We start from the raw sequence: 17,258 nt of genomic DNA, 5'->3' as shown, positions 1-17,258 counted from the left end.
CGATCAGACGGTTGCGGCCGCTGTGCGCCTGCGGGTGATCAGCAGGCCGAACGCCGCCGCCAGCGGGAACATCAACACCCCATAGACCGCGCCGGGCAGGGTCATCTCCGGGCTGTGCAGCACTGACTGGGCGATGACGATGGCCAGGGTGGCGTTGTGCAGTCCAACCTCGAAGGCGCTGGCGATGGCCTGCGGGCGCTCGATCTTCAGCAGACGCGGCACGATGAAGCCGATGCCCAGACTGAACAGGCAGAACAGGATGGTGATCCCCGCCAGCGCCTGGAAGTTGGCAAGCAGCACATCCAGACTGGACGCCGCCGCACCCAGGATCACCAGCGTCAGGATCAGGATCGATGCGATCCGCACCGGCTTGTCCATCGCGCTGGCGAAGCCGGGCTTCAGCCCGCGCACCAGCATTCCCAAGGCCACGGGAACCAGCACGATCATGAAGACCTCGATGGTCTTGGTCAGTTGCAGCCCCACCTTCATGTCGCCGGGCTGGAAATAGGCCACGGCCAGATTGACGATGACGGGCAGGGTCACGACCGCAATGACCGAATTGATAGCCGTCAGGCTGATGTTCAGCGCCACGTCGCCGCGGAACAGATGGCTGTACAGATTGGCCGTGGTCCCGCCCGGCGACGCCGCCAGCAGCATCATGCCCACCGCCAGAATCGGCGGCAGCTGGAAGACCAGCACCAGTGCGAAACAGACGGCGGGCAGCAAAAGCAGCTGACACGCCAGCGCCACCGCCGCCGCCTTGGGCTGTCGTCCCACCCGCACGAAGTCGGACGGCGTCAGGCTTAAGCCCAGGCCGAACATGATGATGCCCAGCGCGATCGGCAGCCCGATCAGGGTCAAAGGCGAGCCCATAGATCTATCCCCCTGTTGTCGTCAGTTCCGGCCGGCCAGCGCCCGTCCCGCCGCCCGTCCCGAGAAGATGCATCCGCCCAGGAAGGTGCCCTCCAGTGCATTGTAACCATGCAGGCCGCCGCCGCCGAAACCAGCGGCCTCGCCTGCGGCATAGAGACCTTCGAGCACATCGCCGTGGGGCGTCAAGACGCGGCTGGACAGGTCCGTCTGAAGTCCGCCCAGCGACTTTCGCGTCAGCACGTGCAGCTTGACGCCGATCAGCGGTCCCGACTGCGGATCCAGCACCTTGTGCGGCGCCGAGGTGCGCGCCCAGCGGTCGCCTTTGTAGCGGCGGCTGTTGTGGATGCCCTGAACCTGAACGTCCTTGGCGTAGGGATTGTCCATCTGGGCGTCGCGATCCTCGATCTGGCGGCGGATCAGGGCCGGGTCGAGCAGCGATTGCTCGGTGAGGCCGTTCATCTTCGCCACCAACGTCTCCAGGTCATCGGCGACGACGAAGTCGGCGCCCTTGTCGCGGAAGGCTGCGACCTCTCTGGGCGCGCCCTTGCCCAGGCGTGAGCGCAGCACGCCCAGCAGATTGCGATTGGTGATGTCGGCGTTCTGCTCCGACCCCGACAGGGCGAACTCCTTGGCCAGCATCGTCTCGGTGACGATGAACCAGGAGTGGTCATGTGCGGTCAGATCGGGCGTGGTGCGCAGATATTTCAGCGTCGCCACGGTGTCGTATCCGGGCAGGGCCGGGAAGGGCAGCCGCCGCCCCAGGGCATCGAACCACAGCGGCGACGGTCCCGGCAGAATGCGGATGGCGTGTTTGGGCCAGATCGGCGCCCAGTTCCGCACCCCCTCGACATAGTGCCACATGCGATCCCGGTTCACGAGGCGGGCGCCGGCGTCGGCTGCGATGTCCAGCATCCGCCCGTCGACATAGGCGGGCACCCCGGTGATCATCTCACGCGGCGGCGCGCCCAGCCGCTCCGGCCAGTACCTGCGCACCAGATCATGATTGCCGCCGATGCCGCCTGTCGCCAGGATGACGGCGGGCGCCTTCAGGGTGAAATCGCCGACGACCGTGCGGTTCGTCGGCGCCCCGCGCGGCGCATCATCAGGCGCCAGCACGCTTCCGGTCACACCGACGACGCGGCCAGCCTCGACCAGCAGCTGATCGACGCGGTGGCGGTGGTGAAATCTCAACCGGCCCTGTTTCGCAGCATCCTTGGCCCGTTCGGCGAACGGTTCCGAGACTCCGGTGCCGGTCCCCCAGGCGACGTGAAAGCGCGGCACGGAATTGCCATGCCCGAAAGCCTTGCCGCCGCCCCGTTCCGCCCACCCGACCATGGGCGTCAGCTTCACGCCATGCTGACGCAGCCAACTGCGTTTCTCGCCCGCTGCGAACTCCACATAGGCCCGGCCCCATCGCGCGGCCCATTCATCCTCGGCGTCCGGCCCTGCCAGCCGATCCCAACCGGCGCTCCCCTGCCAGTCGCGCCACGCCAGTTCGAAGCTGTCGCGCACGCCCAGCCGGCGCTGTTCCGGCGAGTTGACCAAAAACAGCCCGCCGAACGACCAGAAGGCCTGGCCGCCCAGATTGCCGACGTTCTCCTGATCCACCAGCACCACGCGCTTTCCAGCCTGAACAAGCTCATTGGCGGCCACCAGACCCGCCAAACCCCCGCCCACGATGACGACATCGGCGTCCATTTTTGGTTCCCTCTGCTTAGCTCTCGTTGTGCGCAGCCCTGAGTCTATAGTGAAGCATGGCAACAATATACATTTATGTTAGTATTAAGCATGAAGTGGTTGCGCCTGGTTGGTTGTCGCAGGGCTCGATATATCAGTCTGATCGTTGCCTCGTTTAGAAGCGGCGGGCGAGACTGATGCGCAAGGTCCTGCCCAAGGGATCCTGGTCGTTTCGACCATAACCGGGGGCGAGGCGACCATCGCCCAGTTTGGCCTGAGGCCGTGTATCGAGCAGATTCTCGATCTCGAGTTCCAGTCGGAGGCCGTCGCTTCTGCGGCGCTCTGCGCTGCCTTGATGAGCGTCGAACCGATTGACCACAGTGCTGACTTTGATGTTGACCGTCGTCAGTGCCGAAAGCTGAAGATCTTGGGGGCCGTCCTGACCGAGGTCGCGGCGAATGCGTGATGATCCTCGCCAGTTCGCCGCTGCATTCAAGCCCCAGCGGTTATAGCGCCCGTCAAGCCGCAAGCTCATTTGATGACGTGGCAGCCCTCCGCCATCGCCAGCCAATTGATCCAGCGCAGGGAGGTCATTGCGGATGATGATGGTGTCCTCAATTCGCCAAGTATGACTGACTGAGATTTGCATGGAGCCTCGTCGCAACGAGTCTGTCGGCCTTTGTGAAACGTGGACTGTCCTCGTTTTCGGACGCTTATTACAGCACGGTAAAATTGGCAGAGCTTACAAAAATCCTTATTATTCAATATGGTAAACACGTAAATGGTCGTTCTCCCCCAGCCGCATTTGCAGCTGGGGGAGGCGATGGATGCTGAAGCTGGTCCTAGAAGCTCTTGGTCAGACGTACGGCGATGATGCGTGGGTCCAAGGTGAAGACATTGGTGGTCAGGCCGGTGTCGTCAGAGTTGGTGAAGGCGTCGACGATGGGCGCATCATCGAACACATTCTTCACATAGGCCTGCAATGTCAGGCCGCGCTGGGCGTCTCTGAGCGAGACGGACAGGTTGAGGTTGTCCCAACCCTTAAGGCGGTCATATTCGGTGTTGTAGATGCGGAAGTAGCTGTCCGCCTGACGATAGTAGTCGCCCCGAACCGTCAGGTCCCAGTTGCCCAGGAACCATGTGTACTGGGCCCCGATGTTGGCGGTCCATTCTGGTGAGTTGGGCAGGGAATTGCCGCTGAGATCCGCATCGAAACCGCGCCCGGCGTTGGGGGCCTGTTTTAACGGGTCGTACTCAAATCCGTACCATTGCCAGAACGGCAGGCTTGAGTTGAGTTCCGGGTTGAAGGTGCCGAACCGCGAAGATCCCGAGCAGAGGGCGCTGAGGGCGAAGACGGCCATTGACGGTCCGAATGGGCTGTTCAGAACCTGCTCAGCCAGATCGCGCGGAGCGATGCAGTTCGAGGGCACTTGGATCCAGGGGCGCAGGGTGACCCAGTCCGGGTTGCCCTGGGTTCTGTTCATCACATCGATCGAGCGGGATCCGTCGGCGAGGCGCGTGTTCAGATAGCCCAGATTGGCGTCGATCTGGAAAGTGGGTGTCGGTCTGAAGACTGTTTCAAGCTCCAGGCCCCAGATTTTGGCGTCGAAATTCTCATTCAGCGAGATGCGGTCGACGATCTGAGAAACCTGGTAGTCTTTATAGTCATAATAGAAGGCGTTGGCGTTCAGTCTCAACTTTCCTTCCATTAAGGTGTTCTTGGTGCCGATCTCGAAGGCTGTGACGTATTCAGGGTCGAAAGTGCCAGATAGAGGCTGATACTGAACGACCTTGGGGTTCAGATCCATGCGTGGGGGGTTGGTGCCCCCGCCCTTGTATCCCCGCGACAGCGAGGCGTAGATCAGGGTGTCGTCCGTGAACGTCAGTTCTGGGGTCCAGTCCAGAACGATCCGGCCTGTCAGCGCGCTCCACTTCTGCTTGATGTCGGGCAACGCATAATACCCCCGACGGGCATAGCCGCCGGTTGCTGGGGCGGAAGTGCCGTCCCGGTTGGCTCCGAGCAGAAGCTGGCTTGGGTAGGGCGTGGTGTCCTTGCGATCTTCGGTATAGCGCAGGCCTGTTGTCAGCCGCAGGTTCGGGCGCAGATCCCAGTAGGTTTCGCCAAACACAGCCCAAGAGCGGGTGTGGACGACGTTCTTGCTGCGGAAATAATTATGTCCCTCCCCGTTGATCTGGTTCAGGGGGTTGGGGTCGACATAGACGCATTCCCCCGGTTCTTGATCATCACATGGATGTGTGCCGAGGCCGCCATTTGGAAGATATTTGAAGTTGTAAAAATATTCAGCAATCAATGAAAACAGATTGTTGAATACGTAGTAATCATCTTGAGATTTAAAGTCGAGATAATTGGCACCGAGGCTGAAATTGAAGCCGTCATTCAGTTTTGATTGCAGGCGGAACTCTTGATACCATTGACGGTTGTCAGACTGACTGAGGTCCACAGACAGAATCCGGTCTGAGGGGCCAAGTTGTGGGTCTGTATAAATGCCGCCGGGCGTAGCGGTTGATGGAACGAGGTCTCCGAAAAAGTCGTAAACGTAGTTGCTGTCAGTGAAGGTGGGATTGGAGACGTAGCGGGCGTAGTCTTGAGATGCGTAATAATCATCCTTGGCGTAGGCGGTCTGTGAGTACAGGGTCAGGTTGTTGGTGAGGTCGAACTCCAGATTGACCTGGAAGACGTCGTTTTTGGCTCGGAACACCGGGTCGAAGCTGGTGGAGATTTCTCTCAGATTTCGCGATTGAACGACGCCTTTGTAAGGGTCGAAACCTAGCGGAATCAGGTTTATGGGGTTCCAGTTCAAATCGACGCCCAAGCTGGGACCGGTGCCCAGCAACCGCACCGGACCGAATGAGGCGCCGTTCGGTGCGCCATAGGCGGCATCAGAATAAAGCGAACCAGGCAGACAGCCCTGACTTAGCTGAGCCTGAGTGTAGGACATCGGGACGTCGGTGGAGCCGATCCTGGTCGGGCCGGGATCGGTGGTGCACAACTGTTTGCCGGTGCGCGAACGGTTGTCGTCTTCTTCAAAATGCTCCCAGATGAAATTAGCGCGGAAGCGCTCTGTCGGCTCCCAGCGCGCGGACAAGCGCGTCGTGTAGAGGTCGCGATCATTCACGCGGGTGTCGTTGAAGCTGTTATAGTCGAAGCCGTCGCGCTGGGTGAAGCCGAAGGCGCCGCGGATGGCGAATGTGTCGCCGATCGGAATGTTGGCCATGGCCTGACCACGCAGGCTGTCATGGTTGCCCAATTCGCCCGTCACGAAGCCTTCTGATTTGAAGGTCGGCAGGTTCGGAAACATGTTGACCACGCCGCCGGTGGCGTTGCGCCCATACAGGGTGCCCTGGGGCCCACGCAGGACTTCTACGCGGTTAACATCCAGATATTCCTGTTCGAACAGACGGTTGCGGATAAGGGGCGTGTTGTTGAAGCTGACGGCGACGGCCGGGTCGCTTGACGCAGACACAGCCTTGGTCCCGACCCCGCGGATCGAGAAGTTGTACATGCTGAAATTGGATTTGGAGAAGGTCACGTTCGGCACGGCGCGCAGCAGTTCCGAACCGCCGTCGATCTGACGCATCGAAAGCGCCTCGGCCGACAAGGCCGTGACGGCTATGGGCACGTCCTGAACCGACTGTTCGCGCTTTTGCGCGGTGACGATGATGTCGTCCACCATAGTAGCCGATGGCGCTTGCGTCTGTGCCAGCGCTGGGGCGCTGGTCATCAGGAGGGCTGTCGCTGATGCGGAGAGTGCGAGGCGCGCGCGAATACGGGCCGTTGTAGCCATGAAGTCCTCCCGATGTGCGCCGATTTCCCCACGGCGCATGATGTGCGTTTCCTTCCGCCTGATGTTTCCGTTCGGCAGGGCGGAGCCACCGACGGTTGTCGGCACCTTGGCATTATTCACTGCCCTGTCAATACATATTGACTGTAATGTTTGTTGTGGGTCCTCGTCGTCGCCTGCGTTTTTTGGAGCGAGAGACGGCAGCTGTGTTTAACGGCGTTGTCTGTTTCGCATTGCGTTCAACTCATGCCGCGCCGTCTCCAGATCACGCTTGAACGCCGGGTCGGCCTGCAGGCGGGCGACGATGGCAGCGCCGACCAGGCGGCCGGCTTCGACGTCGCTGGCGTAGTGGACGCCGCAGATGACGCGGCTTTCGCCATAGGCCAGGCCGCGCGTCAGTATGGCGTCGGCGCGGTCGGGGCCCAGTTCGGCCAGCACCAGCGCCCAGGCCCAGCCCAGCGCTGAATGGCCGGACGGATAGGAGCCGCTGCGACCTAGCCATGGCTCGGGCGCGATACAGGTCTTCAGCGGCTCGGCGACGAAGGGGCGGGGGCGGAAATAGCCCTGTTTGGCCGGGGTCTGGATTGTCTCCAGATCGCCCAGCATCCGTCCCAGCAACGGGCCAGGGTCGGAATGCGATCGGGGTCGAAATCGAGGCCCAGGGCCGCGCTGAAGATGCGGGGCGCCGACGGGGTCTCGATCTCGTTGTCGGAGGCGGCCTGACGCCAACGGTCCGAACCCTCCAGCGCGCGGGGGGCGTGATAGATGGCGATATCATCCTGTTGCCGCAGCGATCCGGCCTCTGGCGGCGGGGGCAGGAAGGCCGAGGCGTCGGGCGCGTCGTCCTTGGCCAGATAGCCGTGGGGGTGGTCGCGGAACCCCTCCCACAAGGTCGGGACGCTGGTGGTCCGGGCGGGCGCAGAGGCGCAACCGGCCGCCGTCAGCAGGACGGCGACCGCGCAAACGGTCTTGATATTCATGGTGTTGTTTCCGTTCGGGCGTCGGTTCAGGCGAGCTGGGCGCCGGGGCGGCCGTCTTCGACGACCCAGGTGTTCAGGGTGGACAGGGTAGTGCCGTCAGGTCGCGCGGCCAGGATTCTTCCCACCACTGGGCGTCATAGTCGTGATTGCTCGACACGACTGAAAAGGGCAGGGCGCCGTCCAGCAGACGGCGATGGAGGCCGGAAGCTCGACCTCGCGCACGCCGCGCGTCCAGCGGTCGGGGTTCATGCCAGATTGGGGGCCGTCCGGCAGAGGGCGGGCGGAAAAGCCGCGTGCGGCGTGTTCGGGATCAATGGCGATGGTTGAATGTTGCCACACGTCGCCCAGTCCCGTGGCGAAGACGATCTCGCCCCCGCGTGAGACGGCGTTGTCGGCGATGTAGCGCATCTGCTCGACCATCATGTCGCGGGCGTCGAAGGCGAAACTCTCTGCGCGCTGATGGGTGAAATCGACGTAGTTCCGGGTGTCGGGGATCACGGCGATGGTGAAGCGCATCCGTCGCCAGCCCAGGCGCATGTGCGCGCCCCTGGATGGACCAGACCCTGCGGCTGAACGATCTGGGCGCGGCCCGGGCCGAGAAGCGCGCCGAGCCTGAGCCTCTGGCGCTCAAGGTCTGGATCGACGGCCAGGGCTGTATCGAACGGCTCGACTTCGCACAAAGCATACGTCAGGCCGGATCGACTATGACGACCGATTGCGGCGCATTCCGCATCGCTATCAGGAAGCCGATGAGGGAGATCGCACCCGTCACCACGCCGACGCTGGCCAACGCCGGAGCCAGTGGGGTCTCGACGCCAAGAGCCTGACTGCCGAGCGTCACAAGCACGGGGATACGCCAAGTCCGATCAGGGCGCCCAGGATCATGAAGGCGCCGAGGCAGACGCCGCGCTCCTCGTTCGGCGCCAGCGCCGCGATGGCCGTAGCGGTGATCAGCCCGGTGATAAATCCCGCCGCCAGCAGCAAGAACAGGATGGCGGCGAAGGCCGGGACCGAGTTGATCATGGGGAAGATGGCGGCCGGGACACCGATGGCCGAGGCGACCACCGCGCCGATCAGGATGCCGCCCCGCACCGAACTCTTGTGCCCCTTGTCCGCGACCCGTCCGCTAATGACGGGACTGAGGACGCCCGCGACCAGCAACATGCCACCCAGCAAACCGCTCGCCGCACCGACGCTTAGGCCCAGGTCGCGCTGCATGACCGGCACGGCCCAGAAACCGGCGGGGGCATCAGCCATGATCACGCTGATCTGGCCGACGAACAGCAGCAACAGGAGTTTCCAGCGCTTGCCGAGCGCCTTGAGCATCGCGCCCAGACCCGCGTTTGCGCTCTCTACTTCGTGCCGCGCCGGTTCGCGGATGGTTAACTGACCGAAGATGGCGAAGGCGCTGAGGATGCCGAAGACCAGCGACGTCTCGCACCACGCCGACAGGGTCACGCCGGGAAGGTCGAGCGTGCCGGAGAAGGCGGTGAACAGCGCTCCCCCGACCACGAAGGCCAGCGCGGGGCCGAGCATATTGCCCATGCCGAGAAACAGCATGGCCCGGCCGCGCTGGGTCGGCGCGGACTGGTCAGCGAGGACCGAGACATCCGTCGCTGAGCGCCTCAGGCTACGGTCGTCGTTGCCGCATATCCGACGATCCTGCCGCCGTGCGGCGCCTGCGAGATCATTGGACTGACGAACGCGAGGCGGGCGTGATGAAGCAGGTCGGCGATGATCTTGCCGAGGCGACCAGAGCCGCCGCGACGGACGCCCGAGCCTTGTTGGTAGCCAGTGCTGAAGCAGTCGCCGAAGCTATCGCCAGCGCACTCCGGGCTAAAGCAGACGACGACTGACCGCATGGTATCAGCTCGTAGGTCATCTCTGCCCAAATACGTTATGTCTTCAGCCGCGCCGCTATTGCGGCAGACGGGGCCAGCGTCTCGAAAGCTGACTAGAACCGGCCCTCGGCTTTGGAGCGGGCGCGGTTGGCGGCGCGTTCCTTGCGGCGGTGGCGGCGGGCGGAGATCTTCAGGCGGTCGTCAAGCAGCAGGAAGGCGAGAACCGCGCTGGCCGCTACGACAAAACCGATCGCCAAAATAAGCACGCGCGCTCCGAAAGCAGGGGTCTGAAGGGGGACGCGATCCGATGATCGGCGCTGATCTCGCGGTCCGAGACAACTCGTCGGTGAATTCGAAACGGGTGGTAGTCACTACTGTCACAAAACTCAAATTTCATCCTGACGCCTTCGGCGAAGGCGCGTGCGCGGTCGGAAACGGCCCATTCCGAACAGAGGGCCGGCCAAGGCCCACATCTCGCCGTTCTTCGCTTCTATGCGGCGAAATGACGCGCATCGGGCGCGATCGCTCCATAGATGCCGCATGACCGATCCTTCGCGTTCTGATCATCACGAACCGTCCGTGTTTCTGGATGCGACGGGGCGGCGCGCGCGGCGGCTGCGGTGGACGGCGGTGGCGGCGGCCTGTCTGGCCACGGTAGTCCTGGCCAGCTTCATCGCCAGTCTGGTGATCCTGCCGCGTCTGACGGGGGGGTCGTTCACGGCGCCCGTGCAGACGGCCTTCGCCCAGCACCTGCACGGGGCCGAGCACGCCCTGTTAAGACACATCGCCGTCGAGGATCGCCGCAAGACGGTTTCGGCCGGACAGGACGCCGCCATTGCCGGCGCCTGGTTCGCGCCGTGGGAGGACGGGGCGCTGGATTCCTTCGTGCGTCATGCCAAGAACCTGACGCACGTCTATCCGACCTGGCTTCAGGTGCGTCCGGACGGCGGCGACATCCTGACGACCGATTGGGACCCGCAACACAGCCCCACGACCAACGCCCTGACGGCGGCGGCCCGCGCCAACGGCGTGCGCATCGTGCCCGTCGTCAGCAACGCGACCGAAGGTCAGTTCGACAGCGCTCGGATCGACCGGATGCTGGCCCCCGAGAACAGCCAGCGTGTTATGGATCGCCTGGTGGGCTTCGTGCAGACGAACCAGTTCGCGGGCCTGCAGATCGACTTCGAACTGATGACGCCCGACCAGATCGCGCGCCTGACGCCGTGGCTGGCCCAGCTGCGCAGCCGACTGAACGCCCAGGGCAAGGAGCTGTCCATCGCGCTGGAGGTCGGACTGAGCGACCACGACATCCAGGCGCTGGCCGATGTCGTCGATTACGCCGCCGTCATGGCCTATGACGAGCATGGCGAGGACAGCCTGCCGGGGCCGATCTCCTCCGTCGGTTTCGTGCATCAGGCGCTGGAGCGGTTCACGCGGCTGGTTCCGGCGAACCGTCTGATCCTGGGCGTCGGCGTCTATGCCTATGACTGGCGCGAGGGCGCGTCGTCGGCGGAGTCCCTGACGACCACGGCGGCGCTGGCGGCGGCGCGGGGCTATCGACCGGACGATGATCCGGCCAAGGTCATGGACTTTGACGACAAGGCGCTGCAACCGACCTTCAGCTACACCGACGATCAGGGCCGAAAGCACGAGGTCTGGCTGCAGGATGCGACATCGGTGGCCAACGCCCTGACCCTGAGCCGGGGCAGGGGACTGCGCGGCGCCGCCCTGTGGGCCTTGGGCGAGGAAGACCCGACCAGCTGGCACGTGTTCGGCCGCAACGCCGTGGCGCCGGGACAGACCGCGTCGGCCCTGGCGAACGTCACCCTCAAGCAGCAGATCGCCTTCACCGGGCAGGGCGAGCTGCTGAACGTCATCGACACGCCGCACCCCGGCGAGCGCAGCATCGAGGTCGATCCGGCCAGCGGCCTGATCGTGGACGAGGTGTGGAAGCGCTGGCCCTCGGCCTGGACCGTGCGGCGCACGGGCGCGCCCGACCACACCCTGGCCCTAACCTTTGACGACGGCCCCGATCCGCAGTGGACGCCCAAGGTGCTGGACATCCTGAAGGCCAAGGGGGTGAAGGCGACCTTCTTCATGATCGGCGGCAATGCGGCGGCCAATCCGAACCTGGTGCGGCGCGTTTATGCCGAGGGGCACGAGATCGGCAACCACTCCTTCACCCACCCCAACATGGCCCATGTCGACGACCAGCGGGTGCAGCTGGAGCTGACGGCGACGGACCGGGCGCTGGAGAGCATTCTGCACCGCCAGATCACCCTGTTCAGACCACCCTACAACGCGGATTCAGAGCCTGAATCCTATGGCGAAATCCTGCCGATCGCGGTGGCGTCGCGGCTGGGCTACACCACCGCGGGCGAGTCCATCGACCCCAATGACTGGAACCTGACGCGGATCGGGCCGGACGGGAAACCGCGCCGTCTCCAGCCCCAGCAGATCATCGACGATGTGCTGGCCCAGGCCAGCGCGGGCCACGCCGTGCTGCTGCATGACGCAGGCGGGGATCGCTCGGCGACGGTTGCGGCCCTGCCTGCCCTGATCGACGCCCTGCGCGCGCGGGGATATCAGCTGACCACCATCGGCGGACTGGTCGGCCAGACGCCCGAACAGACCATGCCGCCGCTGCCGGCCAATGAGCAGTCGCTGATCGCGGCGGATTCAGCGGCCTTTGGCTTCTCGCACTTCATGGGCGTGGTGCTGTTCTGGGGCTTCACCCTGGCGATCGCGCTGGGTCTGGCGCGGATCGTGCTGATGCTGGCGCTGGCGTCACGCCGTCGGCGCCGCCCGCCGGAGCCGGTCGAGGGCGCCGCCCCGCCCCGGATCGACGTGCTGGTCGCCGCCTATAACGAAGAGACGGTCATCAATCGCACCCTGTCCAGCCTGTTGGCCTGCACAGGCGTGGATGTGCGGGTCATCGTGGTGGACGATGGATCGACGGACGGCACGCTGGAGACCGTCACCGCCGTCTATGGCGCCGATCCGCGCGTGCTGATCCGCACCAAGCGCAATGGCGGCAAGGCGTCCGCCCTGAACCTGGCCTTGATGGAGGCGACGGCCCCGGTCGTGGTGGGCGTGGACGCCGACACCCAGCTGTCCATCGACGCCCTGGCGCGTCTGGCCGCCTGGTTCGTCGATCCCGCCGTCGGCGCGGTCGCGGGCAATGTGAAGGTCGGCAACCGCCGGGGACTGGTCACCCGCTGGCAGTCCATCGAATATATCACCAGCCAGAACATCGACCGCCGGGCGCTGGCGTTGCTGAACGCGGTCACCGTGGTGCCGGGGGCCATCGGGGCCTGGCGCACCGAGGGACTGAGGGCGCTGGGCGGCTATCGTTCCGATACTCTGGCCGAGGACATGGACCTGACGTGGCGGGTGCGGGAAGCCGGTTGGGTCATCGCCAATGAGCCGGAGGCCCTGGCCTTCACCGAGGCGCCGTCCAGCCTGGAGGGCCTGTTGAAACAGCGTTTCCGCTGGAGCTTCGGCACCTTGCAGTGCCTGTGGAAGCACCGCCGGTCGCTGTTCCGGCATGGCTGGTTCGGCAAGCTGGCCCTGCCCAGCCTGTGGGTCTTCCAGATCATGGGCCAGGTGCTGGCGCCCTTGATCGACCTGCAGATGCTGCTGGCCCTAGTGATCCAGGGGCTGACCTGGCTGTCCAGCCTGCAGCATTCCGACGTCAGCGCCGCGCCCAATCCGATGCTGTGGTTCACCCTGGCCGTCTATGTGGCCTTCACCGGGCTGGAGCTGCTGGCGGGCTGGATCGCCTATGGCTTCGATCGCGAGAAGCGCGGCGACCTGTGGCTGCTGCCGACCCAGCGGATCGTCTATCGCCAGATCATGTACATCGTCGTCTGGCGCGCCCTGACGCGCGCGGTCTCAGGGCTGGGACAGGCGTGGGGCAAGCTGCACCGCACCGGCGATGTGACCCTGCCGAACGGATAGGACTAAGAATATCCTGCGTCATTCCGGGGCGTCCGAAGGACGAACCCGGAACCCAGGAGGCTTGCATCTGACTTTGAATGCATCTGGCGGCGCGGTCGTGGCCCTGGGTTCCGGGTTCCTCGCTTCGCTCAGCCCCGGAATGACGATCTGTGAGGTTGACGAGGAATGCCGTCGAAACGGGCGGCGTGCCCCGCCGGGCCGATCAGCGGTGCTGGATCGCGGCGGTGGCCACGGTCTTGACCCGCAGGTCGGGAACCTCGGTGAAGGCCAGGTCGCTGACGCCGAAATATTCGGACTGGTTGGTCGCGCACCAGTCGGTGGTGACGATGCGGATCGGGCTCGTCGCAGGGCTATCGAGCGTCGCCCCATAGACGAAGTCGCCTAGCCGGTCGGCGAAGGGGATGGGCCGGTCCTGATTGGCGCGCCGCATCAACTGGGCCAGGCGCTCAGGCGTGACCTCGGCGACCATCAGCTTGCCGTCGAAACGGACGATAGCGTCGAAGGCGTAGCGTGAGACGGGGCCGTCCGGCAGGCCGGCGCCCAGGGTGGTGTGGCCGATGAAGCCTGCCTGGGCGCCTGCGGCCCGGGCCATGGCGGCGGCGACAGCGCGGCCTGTGTCGCCCAGCGACAGTGCGGCGGGCGAGACGCCGATCACGGCGGTTTCCTCCGGCGTCAGGGTCGCCGCCAGGGTCGTGGCGATCAGGTCGGCGATGCGCGGCGACGGGGCCGCTGTCGCCGAAACGGGTGTCGAGGTGACTTGCGCCGTGCCGTCTGCGCGCAGGGTCAGGGTCGTATAGGCGGCCGCCCATGATCCGGTGTGGGCGTACTGGCTGCGGCCCTGCTGATGCTGGAACAGCAGGTGGTTGTGCCCGCCGATCATGTGGGCGCCGTCAGGCAGCAGGGGCAGGATCTCGCGATCCTTGGACACGCCCGCATGGCTCATGACCAGCACCTGATCGGCGCCCGCCATGGCCTGAGCCAGATTGGCCCGCGCCCATTCGCCGGGCACGGGAATGTTCAGGTCGGCGCGGCTGGCGGCGGGATAGGTGTTGATCGAGTTGGTGGCCACGCCGACCACGCGCAGGGTCCGGTTCGGGCCGAAGGGCACATCGGCGGCGGCGGGCGCATAGGGGGCGCCGGTGCGGGTGTCGATGATGTTGCTGATCACCGTGATCCCCAGCCCCTGCAGGCGGGCGACCACGGCGGCTAAGTCCGTCGTGATGTCGTTGTCGTGGTTGCCGATGTTGAAGACGGTCGGCGCGATCTTGGGCAGTTCGGCCAGGAAGGCCCAGTCGATGGCGCCGTCTGTTCGCACCGTGACGACATTGCCGTGCTCGAAACTGTCGCCGTCGATGGCGATGACATGGGCAACCGGTTGCGACGCGACCTCGGCCTCCAGCGCCGCCAGCAATGGGCCCAGCCGGTCATAGGCCGAATGGATGTCGGACATGGCCAGGACGCGGCCTGTCACGGGGGCTGCGTCTGTTGCGGGCGAACCGGCGTGGGCGGCGCGGGTGAAGACGGGGCCGGCCAGGGCGGCGACGGCCAGTCCCTGCAGCAGGCGTCGGCGGTCGGGCAGGGGGGCGAAACTGGGCACGGCCGAGTTTAATTCCATCAATTTCCATGCGGCGCAACGCTTGCGCTGCGGATTGCACGGCCAGCGGGGCGGTTTTCCGCGGCCTGTGGTCGCGTCGTCAAATCTTCATAAAAGAACAGTGTTCACTTATGGAGGTTCCCCCGCGCCGCGCCTAGAGGGGCCGCTTCTTCCCCGGGGATACTTCTATCATGTCAAACCGCCTCACCGCGTTGGCCGTCTCGGTCAGCAGCCTTGCTCTCGCCTTCGCCGCGCCTGCCATGGCCCAGTCGGCCGATGCGCCGTCGAACGCCGCCAACATCGACGACATCGTCGTCACCGCCCAGCGCCGCAGCGAGAACATCCGTGAAGTGCCGTTCGCGGTCACGGCCATGAACCAGGAAACCCTGACGACGATCGCCGCTGGCGGCGCCGACATCCTGTCGCTGTCGGGCCGCGTCCCCAGCCTGCAGATCGAAAGCTCGAACGGCCGCTACGCGCCGCGCTTCTACATCCGGGGCCTGGGCAATGTGGACTTCGACTTCACCGCCTCGCAGCCGGTTTCGGTGGTGCTGGACGACGTGGTTCTGGAAAGCGTCTATCTGAAGGGCTTCCCGATGTTCGACGTGCAGCAGCTGGAAGTGCTGCGCGGTCCGCAAGGCACGCTGTTCGGCCGCAACACCCCGGCGGGCGTGGTCAAGATCGACACGGTCAAGCCGTCCGACGACCTGACGGGCTATGGCTCGCTGACCTATGGCAACCTGGGTTCGACCCGCGCCGAGGCCGGCGTCACCCTGCCGCTGTCCGACACCCTGTCGATGCGCTTGTCGGGTCTGTGGAACCACCGCGATGACTGGGTCAACAACGCCTATGACGCCCCCTTCGCCAAGAAGGACGGCAAGGACCTGGGCAATTTCGACGACATCGCCGGACGCGTCCACGTCGCCTGGACCCCGACCGAGCGCCTGTCGGCCCTGCTGACCCTGCAGGCCCGCGACTATGACGGCACCGGCACGATGAACCGCGCCAACGCCTTCACCAAGGGCTCCAACAAGCTGAACGACAACTTCGACCGCAAGACGGTCTGGTACGACGGCGGCCGCAACAACTTCCAACGCCAGAAGACGACCTCGGAAACCCTGCAGGTCAACTATGACTTCGGCCCTGCGACCCTGACGGGCGTGATCGGCGCCTATCAGGGCTCGTCGGCGGGCGACGGCGACATCGACGGCGGCGTGGCCTCGGCTCCGGCCGGTTCGCCCTACAAGACGCCGTTCAACGTCGAAAGCGGCACCCTGTCCAGCGACCTGCAGCAGAACACCTATGAACTGCGCCTGGCCTCCAACGGCGACAACCGCCTGGGCTGGCAGGTCGGCGCCTTCTACTGGCAGGAGCGGATCAATCTGGTCTCGGGCACCTTCAACGGCGTGGGCGGTCTGATCCCGACCAAGGTCACCGACATCACCCAGAAGTCCGACTCCTGGTCGGTGTTCGGTCAGGCCAACTACCGCGTGACCGACGCCCTGAAGGTGACGGCGGGCGTTCGCTACACCGAAGACAACCGCGACTATCTGGGCCGCATCACCATCGGCACGCCCGTGAACGGCCAGGGCGCGATCTCGGTCGGCGACGAGCAGGTCAGCTGGGACGTCAGCGCCCTGTATGAAGTCAATGACGCGCTGAACCTGTTCGCCCGCGTGGCCAAGGGCTACCGTGGTCCGTCGATCCAGGGCCGCAACCTGCCGGTCCTGACCACGGCGGACTCGGAAACGGTGATGTCCTATGAAGCCGGCTTCAAGAGCCGTCTGTGGGACGGCCGCGCGCGCCTGAACGGCACGGCCTACATCTACGAAGTCGACGACATGCAGTTCACCGCCATCGGCGGCGCCGACAACTCCAACCGCCTGATCAACGCCGAGAAGGGCGAAGGCTATGGTCTGGAATTCGACGGCGACGTCTATCTGGGCGCGGGCTTCAGCCTGTCGGCCGGCGCGGCGTGGAACCACACCGAGATCAAGGACAAGAACCTGCTGGTCGCCATCTGCACCGGCGGCTGCACGGTCACCGATCCGATCGTCAACGTCGCGGGCCAGAACCGCGCCAAGATCGATGGCAACCCGTTCCCGCAGGCGCCGGAATACACCGCCAACCTGACGCTGAACTACGTCCGCGCCCTGGGCAACGACACCGAGCTGTTCGCCTCGACCGACTGGGTCATGCAGAAGGACTTCAACCTGTTCCTGTACAACGCGGTTGAGTTCAAGGTGGACACCAGCTTCGAAGGCGGCCTGCGCGCAGGCTGGCGCGACCTGAACCGCGGTCTGGAAGCCGCCGTCTATGTCCGCAACATCACCGATGAAGCCAATGTCATCGGCGCCATCGACTTCAACAACCTGACCGCCTTCGTCAACGAACCCCGCACCTACGGCGTTCAGGTCTCCAAGCGCTTCTAAGACCAAGGCGCTGTTCCAAGACTGAAAAAGCCCCCGTCGATGTCATCGGCGGGGGCTTTTCTTATGGGCCTGTCAGCGGTGAGGCCGCGTCAGGTTCG

At 64.7% G+C, this 17,258-nt stretch carries 14 protein-coding genes; 3 read left to right on the top strand and 11 right to left on the bottom strand.

What is annotated here, in order from left to right; genetic code table 11:
• Positions 1–3 precede the first annotated feature (3 nt).
• From KWG56_RS10915 to KWG56_RS10890, 7 genes are all read right to left on the bottom strand, one after another.
• Positions 4–873, bottom strand: coding sequence for a bile acid:sodium symporter family protein (locus tag KWG56_RS10915; RefSeq protein ID WP_219354781.1), 870 nt, complete (start codon positions 871–873; stop codon positions 4–6).
• A 21-nt stretch (positions 874–894) separates the two neighbouring features.
• Complete coding sequence (locus KWG56_RS10910) at positions 895–2,571, bottom strand: FAD-binding dehydrogenase (RefSeq protein WP_219354780.1); 1,677 nt, start codon at positions 2,569–2,571, stop codon at positions 895–897.
• Between the two features lie 154 nt (positions 2,572–2,725).
• On the bottom strand, positions 2,726–3,199 hold the full coding sequence (locus KWG56_RS10905) for a TonB-dependent receptor (protein WP_219354779.1): 474 nt from the start codon (positions 3,197–3,199) through the stop codon (positions 2,726–2,728).
• Between the two features lie 193 nt (positions 3,200–3,392).
• On the bottom strand, positions 3,393–6,476 hold the full coding sequence (locus KWG56_RS10900) for a TonB-dependent receptor (protein ID WP_244999477.1): 3,084 nt from the start codon (positions 6,474–6,476) through the stop codon (positions 3,393–3,395).
• 87 nt (positions 6,477–6,563) lie between these two features.
• Positions 6,564–6,959, bottom strand: a complete 396-nt coding sequence (locus KWG56_RS18805) for an acid phosphatase (protein ID WP_244999476.1) — start codon at positions 6,957–6,959, stop codon at positions 6,564–6,566.
• Entirely contained in the window at positions 6,878–7,333 is a 456-nt protein-coding gene (locus KWG56_RS18800) for a phosphatase PAP2 family protein (RefSeq protein ID WP_244999475.1), read from the bottom strand. The genes KWG56_RS18805 and KWG56_RS18800 overlap by 82 nt, the downstream gene beginning before the upstream one ends.
• Positions 7,334–7,429: 96 nt before the next feature.
• The gene (locus KWG56_RS10890) at positions 7,430–7,870 is read right to left on the bottom strand and encodes a metallophosphoesterase family protein (protein WP_219354778.1); all 441 of its coding nucleotides are present in this window, start codon (positions 7,868–7,870) and stop codon (positions 7,430–7,432) included.
• A 14-nt stretch (positions 7,871–7,884) separates the two neighbouring features.
• On the opposite strand from KWG56_RS10890, the gene KWG56_RS10885 reads away from it, so the two are divergent.
• Complete coding sequence (locus KWG56_RS10885) at positions 7,885–8,160, top strand: hypothetical protein (protein ID WP_219354777.1); 276 nt, start codon at positions 7,885–7,887, stop codon at positions 8,158–8,160.
• Positions 8,161–8,170: 10 nt separating this feature from the next.
• Here KWG56_RS10885 and KWG56_RS10880 read toward each other — a convergent pair whose 3' ends face one another.
• From KWG56_RS10880 to KWG56_RS10870, 3 genes are all read right to left on the bottom strand, one after another.
• Entirely contained in the window at positions 8,171–8,962 is a 792-nt protein-coding gene (locus KWG56_RS10880; protein ID WP_280638416.1) for an MFS transporter, read from the bottom strand.
• Complete coding sequence (locus KWG56_RS10875) at positions 8,959–9,195, bottom strand: hypothetical protein (protein WP_219354776.1); 237 nt, start codon at positions 9,193–9,195, stop codon at positions 8,959–8,961. The genes KWG56_RS10880 and KWG56_RS10875 overlap by 4 nt, the downstream gene beginning before the upstream one ends.
• A 92-nt stretch (positions 9,196–9,287) precedes the next feature.
• Complete coding sequence (locus KWG56_RS10870; protein WP_201100602.1) at positions 9,288–9,440, bottom strand: hypothetical protein; 153 nt, start codon at positions 9,438–9,440, stop codon at positions 9,288–9,290.
• Between the two features lie 274 nt (positions 9,441–9,714).
• Between KWG56_RS10870 and KWG56_RS10865 the strand changes: the two genes are divergently transcribed.
• Complete coding sequence (locus KWG56_RS10865; protein ID WP_219354775.1) at positions 9,715–13,134, top strand: trifunctional glycoside hydrolase family 18/polysaccharide deacetylase/glycosyltransferase family 2 protein; 3,420 nt, start codon at positions 9,715–9,717, stop codon at positions 13,132–13,134.
• Between the two features lie 202 nt (positions 13,135–13,336).
• Here KWG56_RS10865 and KWG56_RS10860 read toward each other — a convergent pair whose 3' ends face one another.
• Complete coding sequence (locus KWG56_RS10860; RefSeq protein WP_219354774.1) at positions 13,337–14,749, bottom strand: metallophosphoesterase; 1,413 nt, start codon at positions 14,747–14,749, stop codon at positions 13,337–13,339.
• Positions 14,750–14,919: 170 nt separating this feature from the next.
• On the opposite strand from KWG56_RS10860, the gene KWG56_RS10855 reads away from it, so the two are divergent.
• Positions 14,920–17,160, top strand: a complete 2,241-nt coding sequence (locus KWG56_RS10855; RefSeq protein ID WP_219354773.1) for a TonB-dependent receptor — start codon at positions 14,920–14,922, stop codon at positions 17,158–17,160.
• Positions 17,161–17,258: the final 98 nt, after the last annotated feature.

This window comes from Brevundimonas nasdae (assembly GCF_019395145.1).
Classification (GTDB): domain Bacteria; phylum Pseudomonadota; class Alphaproteobacteria; order Caulobacterales; family Caulobacteraceae; genus Brevundimonas; species Brevundimonas nasdae.
The sequence above is the reverse complement of the archived record's forward strand: the minus strand, read 5'-3'. Positions and strand labels throughout refer to the sequence as shown.

What these genes read in the sequence shown, in the direction of transcription:
- KWG56_RS10915 (WP_219354781.1), bottom strand. Translation starts at nt 873, where the DNA reads ATGGGCTCGCCTTTGACCCTGATCGGGCTGCCGATCGCGCTGGGCATC.
- KWG56_RS10910 (WP_219354780.1), bottom strand. Translation starts at nt 2,571, where the DNA reads ATGGACGCCGATGTCGTCATCGTGGGCGGGGGTTTGGCGGGTCTGGTG.
- KWG56_RS10905 (WP_219354779.1), bottom strand. Translation starts at nt 3,199, where the DNA reads ATGCAAATCTCAGTCAGTCATACTTGGCGAATTGAGGACACCATCATC.
- KWG56_RS18805 (WP_244999476.1), bottom strand. Translation starts at nt 6,959, where the DNA reads ATGCTGGGCGATCTGGAGACAATCCAGACCCCGGCCAAACAGGGCTAT.
- KWG56_RS18800 (WP_244999475.1), bottom strand. Translation starts at nt 7,333, where the DNA reads ATGAATATCAAGACCGTTTGCGCGGTCGCCGTCCTGCTGACGGCGGCC.
- KWG56_RS10890 (WP_219354778.1), bottom strand. Translation starts at nt 7,870, where the DNA reads ATGCGCCTGGGCTGGCGACGGATGCGCTTCACCATCGCCGTGATCCCC.
- KWG56_RS10885 (WP_219354777.1), top strand. Translation starts at nt 7,885, where the DNA reads ATGGACCAGACCCTGCGGCTGAACGATCTGGGCGCGGCCCGGGCCGAG.
- KWG56_RS10875 (WP_219354776.1), bottom strand. Translation starts at nt 9,195, where the DNA reads ATGCGGTCAGTCGTCGTCTGCTTTAGCCCGGAGTGCGCTGGCGATAGC.
- KWG56_RS10865 (WP_219354775.1), top strand. Translation starts at nt 9,715, where the DNA reads ATGACCGATCCTTCGCGTTCTGATCATCACGAACCGTCCGTGTTTCTG.
- KWG56_RS10860 (WP_219354774.1), bottom strand. Translation starts at nt 14,749, where the DNA reads ATGGAATTAAACTCGGCCGTGCCCAGTTTCGCCCCCCTGCCCGACCGC.
- KWG56_RS10855 (WP_219354773.1), top strand. Translation starts at nt 14,920, where the DNA reads ATGTCAAACCGCCTCACCGCGTTGGCCGTCTCGGTCAGCAGCCTTGCT.